We start from the raw sequence: 20,574 nt of genomic DNA on the forward strand, positions 1-20,574 counted from the left end.
CTAGTCTTTAATGATAATATCCGAGTGATTTTTTTCTAAAAAATTATCTTCATAATCTTTTAAATCTTTTTTAAAATCTTTTGATTTTCTCATAACAAAAGCATAATACAATATTAAAGAAAACAAAATTATCCCCGCACATATTTCATAAATCCTAGAATGCCCGTAACTAGGCTCAATCAAACCTAACAAATAAGGACTAATACCCATTCCAACATCTAAAGCTATAAAAAATGTTGAATTTGCTAAGCCCATTTTCTCTTTAGGAGATAATTTTATAGCAAGTGATTGAAGACTTGAAGTGGCATTTCCATATCCTAAAGCACAAAAAATAGCCGATAAATACATCATTAAAGAATTGTTTGTATAAGCTAAAATTATTAAACTTGCTACATAAAACAAAATAGAAGGAACTATTACATAATCTGCACCTATTTTATCAAATACTTTACCTGAAATTGGTCTTGAAAACACACTAATACAAGCATAAAATACAAAAAATAATGAACCTGCTTCAATTAAATTAAGCTCTTTTGAATAAGAACTTATAAAAGCAATAATTGCTCCATAAACAAAACCCATACAAAATACAACATAAGCAACACCCAAAACCGATTTTTCAATATAATTAAAAATTGAAAAAGATTTTTTAACATGATTTATCTTATGTTTTCTAAATCTTTTAACTTTTATTACTACACTTGAAATTAATGCTATTAATATACTAATTAAAGAAATTATAAAACATAAATTAAAATTATTTTTACCCACTAAATATACTGCTAAAAATGGTCCAATAGCAGAACTTAATACAACACTAACCGCATAATATCCTATACCAATTCCTCTTTTATTGCTAGGCACTAGTCTAGCTACTGCAGCACCACAAGCACAAGAGCATGCACCATAGCACATACCAGCAAGCAATCTTGATAATATTAATTCAAAATTAGTTGATAAAAACAAGTAATATAAATTAGGTATAAAATACAAAACTAAACTAATAATCATAACTTTTTTTATGTTTATATTATCAATAATTGAGCCAAAATAAAGTCTTGATAATAGTGCTCCAATTACAAAAATACCATTAGCAAGACCTGCTATTGCTGTGCTAGATTGTAATATAGTTTTTGCAAAATCTGTAGAAGCAATCGTAGTGATAAAAAACACTAAACAAATAACAAAATTAATAATAAAAACACAAATAAAATTCTTATTCCAAATATTATACTTTTTGGATAATCCCATAAAAACTCCTTATAATTTTTTATTGATTTTATCAAGCATATTAATGAATAATCCAAATTCAGCATAGTCTAAATCATCACAAATTTGCTTTTCGTAATTAGAAATTAAAATATTTGCATCAAAAAACAATTCCTTGCCTTTTAAACTAAGTGAAATGATTTTTTCTCTTTTATCATTTGAGCTTGAAATTTCTAAATAATTTGCTTTTTCTAGTTTCTTACAAATCCTAGACGCAATAGCCTTATCCATCTGATAAAACTCACAAATCTCACTTAAACTAGCACTTTTTGTTGAGCTAAGATAATAAAACACTCTCCAATCAGTCGCATTAATATTAAATGGCTTTAAAATTTCATTTACTTTACTGATTATTTTTCTATTTGCATAGGTAATTTTTTTAAAAAACATGTTATTCCTAATAGTTGATAAAGTCAATTAAATTAGATTTTATAATTAAATTTGTAAATTGTCAATAAATTAGCTTTATTTTGCTAAGCTTAAAATAAAAAAAGGATACAAATGATTATATTTTTTGATTTAGATGGAACTTTAATCGATTCTACCCAGCCAATAATTACTAGTCTTAGAAAAGCCTTAGAAAGTTATAATTTTAATTTAAGTGATGAATATATAAAAACATTAATTGGAATGTCTACTGAAGGAATGTTTGAAACAATAGGAGTGCCAAAAGAGCAAGTTGCTGATATAGTTAAATTATATAGACAAAATTATAAAATATATTATAAAGACGGAACTAGTCTTTTAAATGGGGCAAAAGAAGCAGTAAAACTTGCTAGTAAAAATGCTAAAGTAGGATTAGTAACTACAAAATCTGTTTATTTTGCTAAAGAAATTTTAAAAGATTTTGACATTTTAGATGATTTTAGCGTAGTTGTGGGTGGTGATGAAGTAAAATACTGCAAACCAAATCCAGAACCAATTTATAAAGCACTAAGTCGTTTAAAAGGCTCTGAAATGCTTGAAATTAACGAACTTAAAAAAGAATTTGACTTTAGTAAAATTTATATGATAGGAGATACTTTAAACGATACAGAAGCTGCTAAAGCTGCTGGAGTGAATGCTTATGTAACTTTATTTGAATACACAGATATAAATACTCTCAAGCAAAGTTGCGATAAAATATTTACAACCCCACTTGAATGCGTTCAAGATATTTTAAAAAAATAAATATTATAAAGTAAAACTAATTTAATAAAAAATTAGTTTTACTTATATCAATAAATTAGAATGGAATTTAAAAAACTAATAAATATATTTATTTTAATTTTAACTATATAAAATATTTATTATTACCACTTAATTAAACCTATTTTTCAATAGGGACTATTATATCTGTATAATATATAATATTTTGATATTTATAATATATTTTAGTGCAATTAAGTATCCATACATACATTAAAAATACTATAAAAATTACTGCTATAATTAATTAAGATAATAATTACTAATTAAATTAATTGATATTAAAATAAATTATTATACTCCTTGTCTATAAAACACACAATCTATTTAATACTTTTAATTAAAAAACATATAGAAATTATTGTCTTTTAAAAATTGCTTTAAAATTTTTATCACTTAATTGATAAGAATCAAGTAATTCAAGAGATTTTACCATATGCAATGTGCCTTTTTTATATTTTTGAAAATGTTCGGAATTAATATGTTTATTATAAGATTCTTGGTCTTTATAAATTTCTAAAATATTAATTATATTATTATTTTTTACAAGCATCATTGGATAAATAGATATTACACCCTTTTCTTTTTCAATTGAAGCTTCAGCAACTTCTTTTGCAATAACAAGGTATTCATCAAGATACTCTGGATAAACTTCAACAACAGAAATTCTAACCAACATTTTATTATTAATATTATCATCAGCATAAATATTAGAAGATAATCCAAATAGCGATAAAATTAAAGCTAATATTTTTTTCATTTTTCAACCTTTCAATTTTTTAAACCAAACAATATACTATAAATACATAAACTATTCCCCCACCATAAACCACTAATCCATTAAATACTAAAAACACCCATTAACCCCCCCCCAACCACTCTAAACAACATAAACAATACTTTAAATTAAAAACTAAAAAGCAATTAAAATCTCATTCTAAAACAACCTTCACTAACTACTAAAAACAATTAAAAACACACACCATAATAAAACAATCTCAAACATAATCACTAAACATAAAAAGCTATTTTTATTAAAAGAATTTAAAACTTATAAATACTTTATAAAAACATTAATTATATTAACTCTTAAAAATACAACTAATATTTTATTTAATAGTAAAAACATAATTATCACTTATAATTTAAATTACTTATTACTATAAGAGTTATTTTAAAAAGATAATATATATGCTATCAAATATCACACCACTTTAATAAGTATTATAATTTATATAAAAATAGCTTTAAACATAACTACAAGCTAAATAAGTAAAAATAAGTATTTTTAAATAAATTCAAATATCATTAAAAATATAAATATTATTTATAAGTTTTAATCTAAAATAAATACACAAGTAAAACCTAAAATAATACTAAAAACTACATATATTAAAAAGATTTAAAAAAATAATTTAAAAGATAGATAAAAAGAATAAAAATGGTGGGCCTAACAAGACTTGAACTTGTGACCTCACCCTTATCAGGGGTGCACTCTAACCAGCTGAGCTATAGGCCCTTAAGAAGTAGAATTATTGTTATCTTATTTCATTTCAACCTTTGATATCCAAACAAGCTCTCAAGAGCTCTTGAAATATTTATTATTACTCTTTAGTGTGAGTTAAAGAGTATGTACTCTAGAAAGGAGGTGATCCAACCGCAGGTTCTCCTACGGTTACCTTGTTACGACTTCACCCCAGTCGCTGATTTTGCTGTGGGCGGTAACTAGTTTAGTATTCCGACTTAAAGCACAATCAACTCCCATGGTGTGACGGGCGGTGAGTACAAGACCCGGGAACGTATTCACCGTAACATAGCTGATTTACGATTACTAGCGATTCCGGCTTCATGCTCTCGAGTTGCAGAGAACAATCCGAACTAAGACATATTTTATAGATTTGCTCCACCTCGCGGTATTGCTTCTCATTGTATATGCCATTGTAGCACGTGTGTAGCCCTGGGCATAAGGGCCATGATGACTTGACGTCGTCCACACCTTCCTCCTCCTTGCGAAGGCAGTCTATTTAGAGTGCTCAGCCGAACTGTTAGCAACTAAATACGTGGGTTGCGCTCGTTGCGGGACTTAACCCAACATCTCACGACACGAGCTGACGACAGCCGTGCAGCACCTGTCTCTAAGTTCTAGCAAGCTAGCACCCTCGTATCTCTACAAGGTTCTTAGGATATCAAGCCCAGGTAAGGTTCTTCGCGTATCTTCGAATTAAACCACATGCTCCACCGCTTGTGCGGGTCCCCGTCTATTCCTTTGAGTTTTAATCTTGCGACCGTACTCCCCAGGCGGTATGCTTAATCCGTTAGGTGCATTACTGAAATGACTAGCATTCCAACAACTAGCATACATCGTTTAGGGCGTGGACTACCAGGGTATCTAATCCTGTTTGCTCCCCACGCTTTCGCGCCTTAGCGTCAGTTAAGTTCTAGCAGATCGCTTTCGCAATTGGCATTCTTAGTAATATCTACGGATTTTACCCCTACACTACTAATTCCATCTGCCTCTCCCTTACTCTAGAATAGCAGTTTTGAATGCAGTTTAATGGTTAAGCCATTAGATTTCACATCCAACTTACTACTCCGCCTACGCGCCCTTTACGCCCAGTGATTCCGAGTAACGCTTGCACCCTCCGTATTACCGCGGCTGCTGGCACGGAGTTAGCCGGTGCTTATTCTTACAATACAGTCAGTATTCTTCTTGTAAAAAAGGAGTTTACGCTCCGAAAAGTGTCATCCTCCACGCGGCGTTGCTGCTTCAGGGTTTCCCCCATTGAGCAATATTCCCCACTGCTGCCTCCCGTAGGAGTCTGGACCGTGTCTCAGTTCCAGTGTGTCTGATCATCCTCTAAGACCAGATATGCGTCATAGCCTTGGTAAGCCATTACCTTACCAACTAGCTGATACAATATAGCCCTATCCCTTACCGAAAAACTTTCCCACCCTAACTTATGTTAGAGCGGAGTATAGAGTATTAGCACTCATTTCTAAGTGTTGTCCTCTTGTAAGGGGCAAGTTAGCTATACATTACTCACCCGTGCGCCACTAATCCGTCTAGCAAGCTAGACTTCATCGTTCGACTTGCATGTGTTAGGCACGCCGCCAGCGTTCACTCTGAGCCAGGATCAAACTCTCCATAATTTAAATGATTATTTTTTAATCTATGAAAAATTAAAAAATAAATAAAATAATGAAGTGAATGATTTAAAACTTATATATAAGAAAGTTTTAAATGGCTCTTGATCACTTGTTTAGATATCAAAGATTGACGTTGAAATAATTGATATATTTAAAATTAACAATAAAACTATTTAAAATAACGATTTGCTAGAAGCAAATAAAAAGCTTGAATTATATGTTATTAAACTTAAAAAACACTTAAACATAAAAATATTTTTGGAATTTAGGGATTAAAATTTTTTTTATGTGCTAATTTACCTTGATTTTTGATAAGTAAAACCTCACTTAAAATACTAAACGCAATTTCTCTTGGCTCCTGATTTGCAATGTCTAAACCTATTGGAGCATAAATTTTATTAAATAATTCGGTACTAAAATTATCTTTAATCAGCTCATCTTTAATGAATTTATGTTTAGTTTTACTTCCAATAACACCAACATATTTTGCATTTTTATCTATTACATTTTTTAAGCATTTATAATCATCTAAATGAGATTTTGTAACAATAATTACATAAGTATTATCATCAATATCTAAAAAACTCAAATCTTCATAATTGCTGAAATATTCTTCATTTGCTAAACCTTGCAAATAATCTTGCCTATCATCAATTAAAATGGAATAAAAACCTAAATATTTTGATAAAAATAATATTTCTTTACCAATATGTCCTGCTCCACATATTATTAATTTTGCTTTTTGATTAATAATTTTTATATAACCACTTGCAAGCCCGCCGCACTGCATTTTTAAATCTCCATTCGGTGTTAATTCGTGATTAAAAATTTTACTTTTATTATTTTCTAAACATTCTTTAGCTTCTTTTAAAACTTCAAATTCTAATTTACCACCACCTATACTTCCAATGCTTGTGCCATCGCTAAATAAAGCCATCATAGAACCTGCATTTCTAGGAGTGCTGCCACTTGATTTGGTAAGAGTTATTAATGCAATTTTTTCATTTTTCTCACATCTTTTATATATTTCTTTTATTATCAATTCATCCATTTTTATTCCTATTTTCAAAATACATCAAAGCTTCAAGAACCCCACCACCTATGCTCCTAGCCTTATCTGAAATACTAAAGCAATTTTCATATTCACTAATTCTTGGGTCAATATCTGCAATTTTAAGACCCTTTACTACTTCAAAATTATCATTAATAATACCTCTTAAAAGCCCACTTATACTAGCTTTAACAGGTGTATTATCAATATATGCAATAATTTCTTCTTCTTTTACAATATCACCTATTTTAGCAATAGCTTTAAAGATTCCATTATCGTTTGCATAGATTACTCTTTTTGCTCCAATTCCTTTTACTTCAGCAGGAATTCCTGTATTTTCTTCAGTAAAACCACTTAAAATAACCTTGCCTAAATTATGGCCGCGATTACTCTCGATTACAGCGTGAGCGTCAATTCCAGCACAAAACCCAGGTCCAATAGCAATCACAACAGGAGCCATATTAATATTTGTTCCTAAATTCCTTTTAGCTAAAATTGAATCAATTAAAGCCCTTGGTTTTATATAATTTAAAATATCTAAATTCTCATCAATTATAATAGGAATAAAATCTTTACAATCTAAAATCTCATCTTTATTAACTAACTTCGCTTTTATACCTTCTATTTCACAAGTTTTATCGTAAACTGCTTGAGAAAAACAAACTTTTGTTCTAATTGAACTTGGTTTTAAACATTCTAATAAAAGTATCTTAAAACCTGCTCTAAAAAGCCTAGCAGCAATACCACTAGCAATATCACCCGCTCCTCTAATAATTACAAATTCACTCATCAATCAACCTTAAATCTTCTTTAGTATCTATATCTTTTCCTTCTAATTCATCATATAAATCAACAAAAATTACTTTATCTTTATATTTTTGAATTAGCACTCTTCCACCGCTATCATTATCTAATTCGCACAATTCTTTAAAATATTTTTTATCAAAAATAGTAGGCAAGGAATTAATATTATTAAATCTAGGAACAACAATATAATTTTCTTTATATTTTGAAATGATAGTTTTTATTGAATTAGTTTTTAAAAATATTTGATCAATCGGTAAAAATATTGCGTAATCATAATCTAAAACATTATTTAAAGCTATTTTTATACTTGTATTTTGACCCTTATTAAAGGCATTTAAAACCACATTAAAATCTTTATAATTTGTCTTTAAATACTCGTAATTGTTCTCATTAGCAACTATTTTAATATCCATATTAAGCTCTAAAGTTTTTTGAATAATCAAATCAATAAAATAAGTATTTTTATATTTTAAAAATGATTTATTTAAACCAAGCCTTCTTGAATATCCAGCTGCTAAGATAATACAAATTCCTTTCAAAAATTAAGCCTTATATATTTTTCTTCTTTTAAAAAACCAGCTAATAATCTAAAATTTTTTAATCTTTTTGCAAGTTCATTTAATACTTTTAAATCATCGCATCTATTAAAAAAAATAAAATTATCAGAATTTAAACTAATATTTTCAAACATTTTTAAACAAATTTTTTCTATTAAATCAATACTTAAAACATCACTTTTACTCACTTCAAATACTTTCAAAAAATCATCAAACCTATGAATGAAATTCTCATTTAATTGATAATTTAATAAATGAAGTGGAATAATTCCTATTATTTTATTGGTATTTTCTAAAATAACAGGCTCATTATTTTTCCAAACTTTATAAGGCAATTCCTTAGCTCCATCAGCTTCATATATAAACAAATCACAATTTTTATAAAAATCACTAAAATCATCTAAAGCATTTACTTTATTGTCAATAATTTTTCCACATAAATTAACGCCTTTTTTAAGATTTGTAATACTTGTTTGATTATATAGATTATTAAAATTTATATCTTTTACTTCATACATTTTTGTACTTGTTGTAAGAATTGTGATTTTATCTTGATTTTGTTTAGCTAGATTATAAGCAAAAGTAGTCTTCCCACCAGAGCCTATAATCGCAATTTTGTCTTTATATTTAATATCTAAAGCTTCATTTAGCATTATTTGCAGTATCTTCTATGGCTTGAAAGATTTTTTTATATCCTGTGCAACGACATAGATTACCAGACACACCTCGCCTTATTTCAAACTTAGTAGGCATTTTATTTTTACTAAGCAAAGCAGTTGATGAAATAATAAACCCAGGAGTGCAAAATCCACACTGAACAGCACCATTTTTTACAAAATTTTCTTGTAAAAGACTTAAGCCATCAAAAGGGGTTAAACCTTCTATAGTAGTTATTTTTTTACCATCAGCCCAAGCTGCTAAATAAATACAGCTATTTACATTTTTACCATCAACTAAAACAGCACAAGCTCCACATTCACCAACACTACAGCCTTCTTTAGTTCCACTTAGTTGCAATACATTTCTTATTAATTCAAGCAATGACATTCTAGGGTCAATGTGTAATTCATAAAATTTATCATTTATATAAGTTTTAATTTTCATAATTTTTTCCTATTAATTCATAAATAGCTCTTTTTGTAAGCGTTGTTAAAAGATTATTTCTAAAATCTTTAGAAGCTCTCCAAGAATCTCTTGCCTTTGTTTCATTTAAAATATTATTAGCAATTTTTTCAATATTATCTTTAGTTAATTTTAAACCTTTTGCTAATTTTTCACTTTCTTTAGCTCTAATAGGAGTAGGAGCAGCAACTCCATAAGCTAATTTTAAATCAATTATCTCATCATTATTAGTTTTTAACATAACACTAACTCCAATTGTAGCTATATCCATAGCATTTCTTTGAGCAAATTTTATATATTTACTAACATAACCATTAAAAGATTTTTTAGGAATTTTAATACTTGTTAAAATATCTCCTTTTTCTAATTTAACAACACCAGAACTAATATAAAAATCATTTATAGCAATTTCTTTGCGTGTGTCTTCGTTGTAAATAACTAAAATCGCATCAAGAGTAAAAAGACTTGAAGCACTATCAGCAGAAGTTGCACCATTGCAAATATTTCCACCTATTGTAGCCATATTTCTAATTTGCGGGCCACCAACTAGAGCAGCTGCTTGTTTGAGATTTGTTAAATTATTTTTTATAATTTCATTATTTTCTATATCATCAAAAGTGCATAATGCACCTATATGAATAAACTCATCATCAATTGTTATAGTTTTTAATTCTTTTAAAGTATTAATTCCTATTAAATGCTTATTTGCGTATTTTTTATCCAAACTTCTAAGTTTAATTAAAATATCAGTTCCGCCTGCAATTAATACCGAATCATCTATAGTTTTTAATAACCTACTAGCTTCATTAACGCTTTTTGCTTCCGTGTAATTACTTAAATAATACATTCTTTATCCTTAGCTTGAAAAAATCTTTCTGGTGTTATTGGAATTTGATTAAACTCTATATTTGTAGCATCAAGCACTGCATTTCTAATAGCAGGTGCAGGAGAACACATAGGAGGTTCACCTAAAGACTTATTACCAAATGGACCATAAGGGTCATAATTATCAACAAAACTAACATCTAAATCAGGAACATCAAGTGCAGTTGGAACTTTATAATCTAAAAGATTATTGTTTAAAATCTTACCTGTTTTTTTGTCATATTTTAATTCTTCTAATAAAGCATAAGGAATTGCCATTCCCATTCCGCCTTCTACTTGAGAACTTGCTAAAAGTGGATTTAATACCTTACCAGCATCATGAACATTTAAAATATCTAATATCTCTATTTTTCCTGTATTCATATCAACTTCAACCATAGCCATAGTAATACCATAACTATAAGAATTTGTATGGCAATTTACACTTGCAAATGCCGATAAACTTTTAGCCTTTTGCCAATCATAAGTAGTGTGTAAAGCAAAATCAGCCAAACTCATTAAAACTTCTTTATTCTTAAAAACAATATTTGCATTTTCTAAATCAAGATTTGCAAAATCAACATCTTTTAATCTCGCTGCTGTTTTTAATATTTTTGTTTTTAATTTTAAAGCAGCTTCTTTTACTGCAAGCCCTGTTACATAGCTTTGTCTTGAAGCATAAGCTCCTGTATCAAATGGAGCCGTATCTGTATCAGTATTCGCATCAACTATAACCCAATCATAAGGAATACTTAAAACTTCTGCTGCCATTTGAGCTAAAACCGTATCAGAACCTTGTCCGATTTCAGTTGAACCTAGCATTAGTTTAATATGTGCATCTTGATTTAGTATTACTCTAGCTGCTGCTGTTTCTAAGCCCTTTGGATAAACACCTGTTGTATAAGTAAAGGTTGCAAGCCCTACCCCACGCTTTTTATAAGAGTGTTTAAATTCTTTACAGGCTTTTTGTTTTTCATAGTAATTAAATTTATCTTTAGCAACCTTAATACATTCTTTTAATTTAGCTGATTTTTGAATAACTTGATTTAGTGGATTTAAAACATCATTTCCTACTATATTTTTTTCTCTAAAACTAATAGAATCAAAACCCATTTTTCTAGCTACATTTTCCATAAAACTTTCTATAAAAAACATAACCTGTGGAACTCCATATCCTCTCATAGCCCCAGCTGTTGCTATATTTGTATGAACGGTTTTAATGTCATATCTAAAGTTAGGAATATTATATAAAGATAATAAAACTCCACCACCTTTAATACCAACCGAATGAGTATGAGATGCGTAAGCTCCTTTATTTGATAATACTTCTATATCTAAAGCATTTATAAAGCCATCTTTACTAATACCCATTTTTGCTTTATATTCCATTTCGTGTCTTGTTCTTGTATATGCGATACTTTCTTCTCTATCAAGTGCAATTTGAACAATTTCTCCACCCATAGCCATAGATAAAGCAACGCAAAGTGGCTCTATTGTTACTTCTTGTTTATTACCAAAACCACCACCAACAAAAGGTTTTATGACTCTAAAATAACTCCAATGTTTTTCAAAAACTTCGCCTAAAATTCTTCTTAAAATATGTGGAATTTGAGTTGAACTTACTACCACATAACGATTATCTTGGTCTTTATAAGCATAAGCAATCTGATTTTCCATATGGCAATGTTGTTGTAAAGGAACTTTAAATGTATCACTAAAAACATAATCGCTATTAGCTAAAGCCGATTCTACATCTCCAACTTTACTAATAGTATGAGCCATTATATTGCTATCTAAATCCTCATGAATTTTCGCAGCCCCTTCTTGCATTGCTTCTTGTGGGGTTAGATAAAAAGGAAGCTCATCATATTCAACCTTTACCTTACTTACAGCAATTTTTGCAGCTAAATCAGTGGTTGCAATAATAGCTGCTATTTCATCTCCAAATAATCTAACATGCTCTGTTAAAATGGTTCTATCATACCTATCTCTAGTCTTTGGGTCTAGTCCAAATGGATGACCTGCGGTTGCAAACTTAGTTTTTGGCATATCTTTATAAGTTAAAATTTTAATAACCCCATCAACCTTTAAAGCTTCGCTAAAATCAAAACTTTTAACATATCCATGTGCTATGCTAGATCTTACTATTCTTGCATAAAACTTTTTCTTAGTAGGAATATCAGCAGTATAAATTGCTTTACCTGTAACTTTAGCGTAAGCATCCCATCTTGTTTCACTTTTACCTATCGTTTTAAATTCTTCTTTCATACTCACCCTTATTTATCTTTTGCAAAAAATAAAGAAGCTATCATAGAAATTACACAAACTCCTACTATGCTATCTTTAAAAACCCAACTTATATAACCTGGCAAATTACTAGTAATTTCAGGATGGACTCCAAACCCATACCCAAGACCAAAAGTAATACCTAATATCATTACATTTTTGTTGCTAAATCCAGCATAAGCTACAATCTTAATACCATTTATCAAAATCATAGCAAAAATCATAATAACTGCACCCCCTAAAACACTATCTGGAATAGTCCTAAAAACAGCTCCTAATTTAGGAATAAAAGCTGATACTATAATAAAAAAAGCACCTAAAGCTATGCAATATTTATTTATAATTTTTGTCATTGCTATTATTCCTGCATTTTGACCATAAGCTGTATTAGGTAAAGCATTTAACAAACTAGCCACCATACAACCAACACCATCTGCTAAAATAGCTCCACTGATTTCTTTTTCTTTAGCACACCTATTAAAAGCTGCTACGGTAATTCCATTAACATTTCCAATAGTTTCTAAACTTGTGATTATATAAACGATAATGGCACTTACAATAGGGGCTAGTTCAAAATGAAATTCATTAATTAAAATAATTGGAATAGGCAAGCTAAACCAACTTGCTTCACTAATAATACTAGTATCTACTCTACCTACCATATAAGCTAAAAAATATCCCACAACAAGACCTATTAAAATAGCTGAAACTTTAAAGATACCCTTTGCAAATCGTTGAATAGCAATAATGATTGCAAAAGTGCTAAAAGATAAACATAAATTAATAATATCCCCATAAGTTCCCATTTTTTTAGCAGCTAAACCACCCGCACAATAATTAACACCCACATCTAATAAATTAATGCCGATTGCAATTAATACAACACCTATTACTAATTCAGATAAAATCTTTGTGATATATTTGTAAGCAAAACCAATAAATATAGTGATTATACTGCCTATAAGAGAAGAAGCTAAAATTGCACTAAAACCATAAGTATTTGCAACACTTATAGCTGTTGGCACAAAAGCAAATGTAGTCCCCATAACTATTGGAAGATTAGCACCTATTTGGATATTTTTATATTTGATTGGATAAAGTTGCAGAAGAGTTACTATGCCAGAAGCTAGCATAGCTGATTGGATTAAACTGATACTTTCTTGCGTGGATATTACAATACTCGTACTATTTAAGACCCCTATAATTATCAAAATGGGGGCTAAATTTCCTGTAAACATAGCAAGAACATGCTGCATTCCCAAAGGAAGTGCTACAAAAAACGGGGGTTTTCCTTCTAGTTGGTAAATTAAATTCTTATTTTTCATCACACACTTTCATTTTAGATAAAAGTGATTATATAAAATCTTACTTAAAATCATCTTGATATTTATTGATAATGCTAAAACATAAGTAGAATTAAATTCCTAAGTTAAATAATAAAAATATATTTATACTAAAAAAATAATCATCATAAAATCTCATATATAAATATTAATTTATAACAAGGCTAAAATAAATCATATTAAAATATAAAACCGAAAAATTAATTCCGATTTTATATTTAAATTCCTAAATATTTTTTGCGAATATTATCATCATTTGCAAGGTCAATTCCTTTGCCTTCTAAAACGATTTTACCATTTTCTAAAACATAAGCCCTATCGCTTATTTTTAATGCTTGTTGGGCGTTTTGCTCTACTAATAAAATAGTAATTCCTTCATTTTTTAAAACCTTAATTATCTCAAAAACTTCTCCTACAATCTTAGGTGCAAGTCCTAGACTTGGTTCATCTAACATAAGTAATTTTGGCTCTCCCATTAAAGCTCTTGAGATTGCTAACATTTGTGCTTCTCCACCACTTAAATTCCTTGCTAAGGTATTATTTTTTTGCTTTAAGCGTGGGAATAATCTATACATTTGCTCTTTTAAATGCTCGTAATTATCAGCATTATAAAACGCTCCCATTTTAAGATTATCTTCTATGCTAAGATTTGCAAAAACTCTTCTTCCTTCTGGCACAAGGCTAATTCCTTTTTGAACTAGAGTATGAGTTTTATGCCTTTCTATTTCATAACCTAAAAAATTAATCTCCCCACTACGCTTAGGAATATTCAAAATCGCATTTAAAGTGCTAGTTTTACCAGCCCCGTTACTACCTACAATACTTACGATTTCTCCTGAGTTTATATGAAAACTAATATCATCAACAGCTTTAATCAAACCATAATGAACGCTTAAGTTTTTAACCTTTAACATTAAAAATCTCCTAAATATGCTTTAATTACTTCATTATTATTAACTGCTTCTTTTGGTGAGCCTAAGAAAATACTCTTACCATAATCAAGCACTAAAACCCTATCACATAAGCTATTTACAAACTTCATATCATGCTCAATCAACACTATACTAAGCTCTTTTTTAAGAGTAGTTATAATATCTGCTAATTCATTGCTCTCAGTCCCATTCATTCCTGCTACAGGCTCATCAAGTAATAATAATTTTGGCTTTAGTGCTAATGCTCTTGCTATTTCTAATTTTCTTTGTTCTCCATAACTTAATTCGGTTGATTTTGCATTAGCTAAATGAGAGATTTTAAGAGTATTTAGTATTTTTATTGCTTCTTCTCTTGCTTGTTTTTCAGCCTTTTTATATCTTGCAATATGCAAAAACGCTTCAAAAATATTGTAATTAATACTACAATTTAGCCCTATTAAAACATTCTCAAGCACACTCATAGATGAAAATAATCTAATATTTTGAAAAGTCCTTGCAATGCCTAATTTTGTGATTTCTAATTGATTTAGATTTGTAATGTTTTTATTATCAAAAATAATCTCACCCGAACTTGGTTTATAAGCTCCTGAAATTATATTAAATAAAGTAGTTTTCCCTGCTCCATTAGGTCCAATAAGTCCAAAAACTTCACCTTTTTTAACGCTAAGATTTGCATTATTTATAGCCTTTACTCCACCAAAATTCTTATCAATATTCTTAAGCTCTAAAATCATTTTTTAAACCTTTTAAAAATAATATCGCTTAGCTCCTTATCGCCAAAAATCCCACGCCTTGCAAATAGCATTACTAAAATTAATATGATAGAAAACACAAGCATTCTAAGTCCTGGCAAACCTTTTGTCTCATAACCAAAAATGCTCATAGGTTCATCTAAAAATCTAAGCCACTCACTTCCACCAATTACTAAAATAGCTCCAATAATTGCTCCTGTAGTGCTTCCTAACCCACCTAAAACTATGATAATTAATAATTGGAATGTAAATAAAAAGTCAAATTGTTCAGGCGTAACACTTGTGATATAACAAGCTAAAAGCCCACCTGCTACACCTTCTAAAAAAGCACTAGTCCCAAAAGCTAAAGTCTTAATCCTAAAAGTATTAATCCCCATAGCTAAAGCTGCATCTTCATCATCTCTTACAGCCTTCATTGCTCTGCCGTATTTTGAATAAATGATATTAAGTATTAAAATAACGCTAATAATAGTAATAATTCCAACTATATATAAAAAATTATTCGGTTTTGGAATTTCATTTAACCCTTGCACTCCGTTTGTAAAAGCTGCGAAATTAAGTGCAATTAATTTAATAATTATCCCAAATCCAAGCGTAACGATAGCTAAATAATCTCCCCTTACACGAAAAACAGCAAAGCTTAAGATTAAAGATAAAGCCAAAGCACCAAAACCACCCGCTAATAAAGCTATAAAAAAGCTATCAGTATGAAATGATAAAATAAATGGATGCGGGTCTAATAAGCTAAATTGATCTTGCTTAGCTTCAATATCAAGCAATAATAAAGCCGTAATATAAGCACCAACTGCAACAAAACCATTAGGCTCTAGGCTAAATTGCCCTGTTACACCATTGATTAGATTATAAGATACTGCCAAGATTATAAAAATACTAATATTTATAAAAGTTCTTAAAGCATAATCACTCAAGCAATATTGAGCCGCAAAAATGCTTAAAACTGCTAAGATTAAAATGATTATTGAAAATATATTTTTCATTAAAATCTACTCCTTTCATAATCTTGTCCCATAATTCCTGTTGGTTTAAACAATAAAACAAATACTAAAAATATAAATGCAAAACCATCTTTAAACCCTGCTAAATCAGGCACAAAAGCTACTATTAAAACTTCGCAAAATCCAATTATAAGCCCACCAAGAACAGCTCCGCCAACGCTACCAATACCACCTAAAACAGCAGCTCCAAAAGCCTTAAGCCCTATTAAAACTCCCATATTAGGGTCAATTTGTGGATATTTACACGCCCAAAAAATCCCGCCAATACAAGCTAACATTGAGCCTAGTGCAAATACAAAAGCTATAATTTTATTAGCATCAATTCCCATTAAAGCAACGGTTGAAATATCAAAAGCAAGTGCACGAATAGCAATTCCATATTTGCTTTTATACAAAATCAATAAAACAGCTATTAAAATAATAATAGTTAAAGTTGGAATTATCAAATCAAGCAAAGACATTCTAATATCAAATAAATTAATAGGATTTATCAAAATACTCGGTGCATTAAATGGTTGTGGTGTACTTGTAAATAATACATTTATTAGATTTTCTAAGAAAAACGAAACTCCAATAGCAGTGATTAATAGTGAAATTCTAGGAGAATTTCTAAGTGGCTTATAAGCAATCTTATCAATGCTAATTCCAAGTGCAATACAAATTAATATAGCAAAACCAAAAGCAGGTATAAACGGAAAAGCAAAAAAATTAAGTGCAAATAAACAAGCATACGAGCCTATCATCATAATATCGCCGTGAGCAAAATTGATAAGCCTTAAAACTCCATAAACCATAGTATATCCAATAGCAATTAGTGCATACATTGAGCCTAGTGAAAAGCCATTGAAAATCTGTTGAATAAGTAGCGTCGAACTCATTAAAAACCTTTTTTGAAAATAAAAAGAAATATTAATAAACTAAGCTTAATTTCATAATAATTTTTAAGATTAATTATAAGAATTTGTAAATTCGTAACACTTTTTTACAAAATTACAAAAATTATATTTAATCTTTTAAATATTATTTATAAAAATCCTTAGGAAAAGGCTTTAATATACTATTGCTTAATTCTTTAGCCATTAAGCTTTCAAATTCTAAATCCTTGCATACTTTTTTGCTCTCAATTACCTTGCCTTTATCAAGGACTAAAACTTCATCACAAAATAATTTTATAATCCTTAAATCATGAGTTATTACGATATAGCTTAAATCCTTTTGAAGATTTTTTAAAGTCTTTAAAATCTTTGCTTGAATTAATACATCTAATGAACTTGTAGCTTCATCTAAAATAAGTATTTTTGGCTTAATTGAAATAGCTCTTGCTATGCTTAGCCTTTGTAATTGTCCCCCACTTAGCATTGAGCATTTTTTATCTAATAAGTCTTGATTTAATTCTAATAATTCTAAGCATTCTAAAGCTCTTTTTTTAATCTCGCTTTTACTAAAATTAGTAAGATTTTCTAAAGGTTCAATCAAGGCTTCATAAACGCTAAAATCAGGGTTAAAAGATGCTCTTGAATCTTGAAATACTATTTGAATTAATTTTTTATACTCTTTATTATCTTGTATTTTTACATTGTTTAAAAATACATTTCCAGAATTTGCTTTGTAAATATTAGCAATGATTTTTGCTAAAGTGCTTTTGCCACTTCCACTAATTCCTAAAATACCTAAAGAATTATTCTCATCTAAATTAAAGCTAACTCCATTTAAAACTTGAGTATATTTATCGCTAAATAAATTTGAGTTTTTATATGAATATGAGATATTTTCTACCTTAAGCATTGCTAACTCCATATAATGATAAATGTGAATTAATTAATTCTTTTGTTATATTTGCTTGTGGGTTTTTAAATATATCAATACAAGTTGCTTCTTCAACAATCCTTGCATTATCCATAACATAAACATAATCAGCAAGTCTTGCAACCACTCCAAAATCATGAGTTATTAACAATATCCCTATTTTGCTTGATATTTCTTCTAATATATCTAAAACTGCAGCTTGAGAAATCAAATCCAAATCACTCGTAGGCTCATCAGCTATTATAAATTTTGCACGAGATACTAAGGCTAAAGCTATCATAATTCTTTGAAGCATTCCGCCACTGCATTCGTGTGGATAAAGATTTAAAACGCTTTCGTTCAATTTAACTTTATTTAAAATCTCTTTTATATATTCATTATCAATTTTTAAATTCCTTGCCTTTAAAGTCTCATAAAAGCAGTTTTTGATACTAAATAAAGGATTAAAAGCTGTTCTTGGATTTTGCATAATACAAGCAATATTTTGCTTTGAATTATCATCTAAACAAATACTCCCGCTAAGCTTTAAATTATTTGCTACATATCCCATAATAGCTGTTGCTATTAGGCTTTTTCCACTTCCACTAAGCCCTAATAAAGCCGTGATTTTTCCACTTTGTATATTCATACTAACATTATTTACTAAGGCTGTATCTTTATAAAATATATTTAAATTTTTTACTATTATTTTATCCATGACTTTCAACTTGTATTAAATTTTCAAATTTATCTCTTAAAATATCGCCTAATAAATTAAAAGCAATAATTACAATTAACATAGCAATTCCAGGATATAAAATAAGCTCATAATGAGTTAAAATATAATCTTTTGTTTCAGCTATCATTATCCCCCATTCAGCCTGTGGTGCTTTTACCCCAAGCCCAAGCAAACTAAGACCTGAAATATGCAGCATTATATGCCCCAAATCAAGTGTGCTTAATACCAGTAGCTGCATACAAATAGGCTTTGCAAAATGCTTTTTAAAAATCTTAAAATTACTAGCTCCACAAGTTTTGCTAATTAATACATATTCAGTATTTTTTAACTTTAAAACAATGCTTCTAATAATCCTTGCATACCAAGCCCAGTGAGTTAAAGCAATGGCTATAATTATATTTAATAAACCAGTTCCTAAAATCCCTACGAAAAATAAAGCCAAAACAATAGTAGGAAAGCATAAAAATATATCACAAATTCTCATTAAAAAATTATCAATTTTATTATTTGAAAATCCAGCTATAAAACCTACACTAACGCCTAAAACTATTATTATAATAATGGTTGAAAAGGTAGCTAGAATTGAAATATAAGCACCTTCTAAAATCCTTGAGAAAATATCTCGCCCTAAATGATCAGTCCCAAAAATATGCAATAATGAATTACTAGCAAATTTATTCGCTAAATTAATCTCATTTGCACTATAAGGTGCATAATATTTACCAAATAAAGCAAGTAAGATTATAAAAGCACATAAAAAATACACGAAATATTCATAAATTTTCTTACTCATATCTAATCCTTGGGTCAATTATCGCATATAAAATATCAGTGATTAAATTAATTAAAATAAACACAAAACACATCATCATACTAAAAGCTTGAATTACAGGATAATCACTATAATAAATAGCACTTACAGCATAACGACCAACTCCAGGATAAGCAAAAATATTTTCAATCACCAAAGCCCCACCAAAAAGTTCAGCTATATGCATACCAAAAGCAGTTATTAAAGGTAGTAAAGAATTAAATAAAATATGTTTTGAATATATCTTATACTTTCCTACGCCACGCATTTTTGCATAAGCTATAAATCTTTCATTACAAGCTTGTAAAAAATTAATCCTAATAAATCTAGCATTAATTGCAATTGACATAAAAGATATTGCTAATGCAGGCATTATTAAATGATTAATCCCACCTATGCCAAAAGGAGGCAATAAATTAAGCTCAACAGAAAAAAATAAAATAAATAATAAACCAAGCCAAAAACTAGGAGTGCTAACACCTAAAAATGAAAAAATCCTTACAAAATAATCAAAAAAATGATTTTTATAAATTGCAGAAAACACCCCAAAAGGAATAGAGATTACAAACGTTATAAGCAAGGCAAATGATGTTAGCTTTAAAGTATTTCCTAAGTATTCAAACAAATCAGGTGCGATTTTACGATTAGTAAAATATGATGTCCCAAAATCTAATTGCAAGGCGTTTTTTATCCAAACTATATATTGAGTAATTATTGGCTCATTTAAGCCTAACATAATTCTTGTATGCTCTATCGCTTCATTAGTCGGTGCTATCCCACTAACTTGCAAATAATTCATAACTGCATCAGTTCCATTCAGCCTAATTAATAAAAAAATAAAAATTGATGCTAAAAACAAGCAAATAATGGCATATAAAGTTCTTTTTAATATGAATTTTTTCATA

Annotated in this window: 20 protein-coding genes, 1 tRNA gene and 1 rRNA gene; 1 reads left to right on the plus strand and 21 read right to left on the minus strand. The window is 29.0% G+C overall.

The window, feature by feature from the left end; translation table 11 throughout:
- Both AVBRAN_RS07255 and AVBRAN_RS07260 read right to left on the minus strand, forming a co-directional pair.
- Positions 1-1,251, minus strand: coding sequence for an MFS transporter (locus AVBRAN_RS07255; protein ID WP_214118268.1), 1,251 nt, complete (start codon positions 1,249-1,251; stop codon positions 1-3).
- A gap of 9 nt (positions 1,252-1,260) precedes the next feature.
- Positions 1,261-1,659 (minus strand): MarR family transcriptional regulator, encoded by a 399-nt coding sequence (locus tag AVBRAN_RS07260; RefSeq protein ID WP_214118266.1) that lies wholly within the window; start codon positions 1,657-1,659, stop codon positions 1,261-1,263.
- A 111-nt stretch (positions 1,660-1,770) separates the two neighbouring features.
- Between AVBRAN_RS07260 and AVBRAN_RS07265 the strand changes: the two genes are divergently transcribed.
- Positions 1,771-2,439, plus strand: coding sequence for an HAD family hydrolase (locus AVBRAN_RS07265; protein WP_239802928.1), 669 nt, complete (start codon positions 1,771-1,773; stop codon positions 2,437-2,439).
- A 376-nt stretch (positions 2,440-2,815) separates the two neighbouring features.
- Here AVBRAN_RS07265 and AVBRAN_RS07270 read toward each other — a convergent pair whose 3' ends face one another.
- The 19 genes from AVBRAN_RS07270 to AVBRAN_RS07360 all read right to left on the minus strand — a co-directional run bounded on the left by AVBRAN_RS07270 (position 2,816) and on the right by AVBRAN_RS07360 (position 20,573).
- A complete protein-coding gene (locus AVBRAN_RS07270) occupies positions 2,816-3,217 on the minus strand; it encodes an antibiotic biosynthesis monooxygenase (protein WP_214150678.1) in 402 nt (133 codons plus the stop codon).
- Positions 3,218-3,899: 682 nt separating this feature from the next.
- Positions 3,900-3,976: transfer RNA gene (locus tag AVBRAN_RS07275), tRNA-Ile, on the minus strand.
- A 122-nt stretch (positions 3,977-4,098) separates the two neighbouring features.
- Positions 4,099-5,607, minus strand: a 16S ribosomal RNA gene (locus tag AVBRAN_RS07280).
- Between the two features lie 262 nt (positions 5,608-5,869).
- The gene (locus AVBRAN_RS07285; RefSeq protein WP_239802929.1) at positions 5,870-6,655 is read right to left on the minus strand and encodes an XdhC/CoxI family protein; all 786 of its coding nucleotides are present in this window, start codon (positions 6,653-6,655) and stop codon (positions 5,870-5,872) included.
- Complete coding sequence (yqeB, locus tag AVBRAN_RS07290; RefSeq protein WP_239802930.1) at positions 6,648-7,445, minus strand: selenium-dependent molybdenum cofactor biosynthesis protein YqeB; 798 nt, start codon at positions 7,443-7,445, stop codon at positions 6,648-6,650. Before yqeB ends, AVBRAN_RS07285 begins: the two co-directional genes overlap by 8 nt.
- The gene (locus AVBRAN_RS07295) at positions 7,438-8,001 is read right to left on the minus strand and encodes an NTP transferase domain-containing protein (protein ID WP_214150225.1); all 564 of its coding nucleotides are present in this window, start codon (positions 7,999-8,001) and stop codon (positions 7,438-7,440) included. Before AVBRAN_RS07295 ends, yqeB begins: the two co-directional genes overlap by 8 nt.
- Entirely contained in the window at positions 7,998-8,672 is a 675-nt protein-coding gene (gene yqeC / locus AVBRAN_RS07300) for a selenium cofactor biosynthesis protein YqeC (protein ID WP_214150224.1), read from the minus strand. The genes AVBRAN_RS07295 and yqeC overlap by 4 nt, the downstream gene beginning before the upstream one ends.
- Positions 8,662-9,123: a (2Fe-2S)-binding protein gene (locus tag AVBRAN_RS07305; RefSeq protein WP_214118859.1), complete on the minus strand. Its 462-nt coding sequence runs from the start codon at positions 9,121-9,123 to the stop codon at positions 8,662-8,664. The genes yqeC and AVBRAN_RS07305 overlap by 11 nt, the downstream gene beginning before the upstream one ends.
- On the minus strand, positions 9,113-9,988 hold the full coding sequence (xdhB, locus tag AVBRAN_RS07310) for a xanthine dehydrogenase subunit XdhB (protein WP_239802931.1): 876 nt from the start codon (positions 9,986-9,988) through the stop codon (positions 9,113-9,115). Before xdhB ends, AVBRAN_RS07305 begins: the two co-directional genes overlap by 11 nt.
- Positions 9,976-12,273 (minus strand): xanthine dehydrogenase subunit XdhA, encoded by a 2,298-nt coding sequence (gene xdhA / locus AVBRAN_RS07315; RefSeq protein ID WP_239802932.1) that lies wholly within the window; start codon positions 12,271-12,273, stop codon positions 9,976-9,978. The genes xdhB and xdhA overlap by 13 nt, the downstream gene beginning before the upstream one ends.
- Before the next feature lie 8 nt (positions 12,274-12,281).
- Positions 12,282-13,616, minus strand: coding sequence for a solute carrier family 23 protein (locus tag AVBRAN_RS07320; RefSeq protein WP_239802933.1), 1,335 nt, complete (start codon positions 13,614-13,616; stop codon positions 12,282-12,284).
- A gap of 236 nt (positions 13,617-13,852) precedes the next feature.
- Entirely contained in the window at positions 13,853-14,548 is a 696-nt protein-coding gene (locus tag AVBRAN_RS07325; RefSeq protein ID WP_214118851.1) for an ABC transporter ATP-binding protein, read from the minus strand.
- On the minus strand, positions 14,548-15,300 hold the full coding sequence (locus AVBRAN_RS07330; protein WP_214118849.1) for an ABC transporter ATP-binding protein: 753 nt from the start codon (positions 15,298-15,300) through the stop codon (positions 14,548-14,550). Before AVBRAN_RS07330 ends, AVBRAN_RS07325 begins: the two co-directional genes overlap by 1 nt.
- On the minus strand, positions 15,297-16,322 hold the full coding sequence (locus AVBRAN_RS07335; RefSeq protein WP_239803729.1) for a branched-chain amino acid ABC transporter permease: 1,026 nt from the start codon (positions 16,320-16,322) through the stop codon (positions 15,297-15,299). The genes AVBRAN_RS07330 and AVBRAN_RS07335 overlap by 4 nt, the downstream gene beginning before the upstream one ends.
- Positions 16,316-17,212 carry a branched-chain amino acid ABC transporter permease gene (locus AVBRAN_RS07340; RefSeq protein ID WP_214118846.1) on the minus strand — a complete coding sequence of 299 codons (897 nt, stop codon included), beginning with the start codon at positions 17,210-17,212 and terminating at the stop codon, positions 16,316-16,318. Before AVBRAN_RS07340 ends, AVBRAN_RS07335 begins: the two co-directional genes overlap by 7 nt.
- A 142-nt stretch (positions 17,213-17,354) precedes the next feature.
- A complete protein-coding gene (locus tag AVBRAN_RS07345; RefSeq protein WP_239802934.1) occupies positions 17,355-18,119 on the minus strand; it encodes a dipeptide/oligopeptide/nickel ABC transporter ATP-binding protein in 765 nt (254 codons plus the stop codon).
- Complete coding sequence (locus tag AVBRAN_RS07350; RefSeq protein ID WP_214118843.1) at positions 18,112-18,837, minus strand: ABC transporter ATP-binding protein; 726 nt, start codon at positions 18,835-18,837, stop codon at positions 18,112-18,114. The genes AVBRAN_RS07345 and AVBRAN_RS07350 overlap by 8 nt, the downstream gene beginning before the upstream one ends.
- Positions 18,830-19,651, minus strand: coding sequence for a nickel ABC transporter permease subunit NikC (gene nikC / locus AVBRAN_RS07355; protein ID WP_214118841.1), 822 nt, complete (start codon positions 19,649-19,651; stop codon positions 18,830-18,832). The genes AVBRAN_RS07350 and nikC overlap by 8 nt, the downstream gene beginning before the upstream one ends.
- A complete protein-coding gene (locus AVBRAN_RS07360) occupies positions 19,644-20,573 on the minus strand; it encodes an ABC transporter permease subunit (RefSeq protein WP_239802935.1) in 930 nt (309 codons plus the stop codon). The genes nikC and AVBRAN_RS07360 overlap by 8 nt, the downstream gene beginning before the upstream one ends.
- Between the last annotated feature and the right edge of the window lies 1 nt (position 20,574).

This window comes from Campylobacter sp. RM12651 (genome assembly GCF_022369475.1).
Lineage (GTDB): Bacteria > Campylobacterota > Campylobacteria > Campylobacterales > Campylobacteraceae > Campylobacter_E.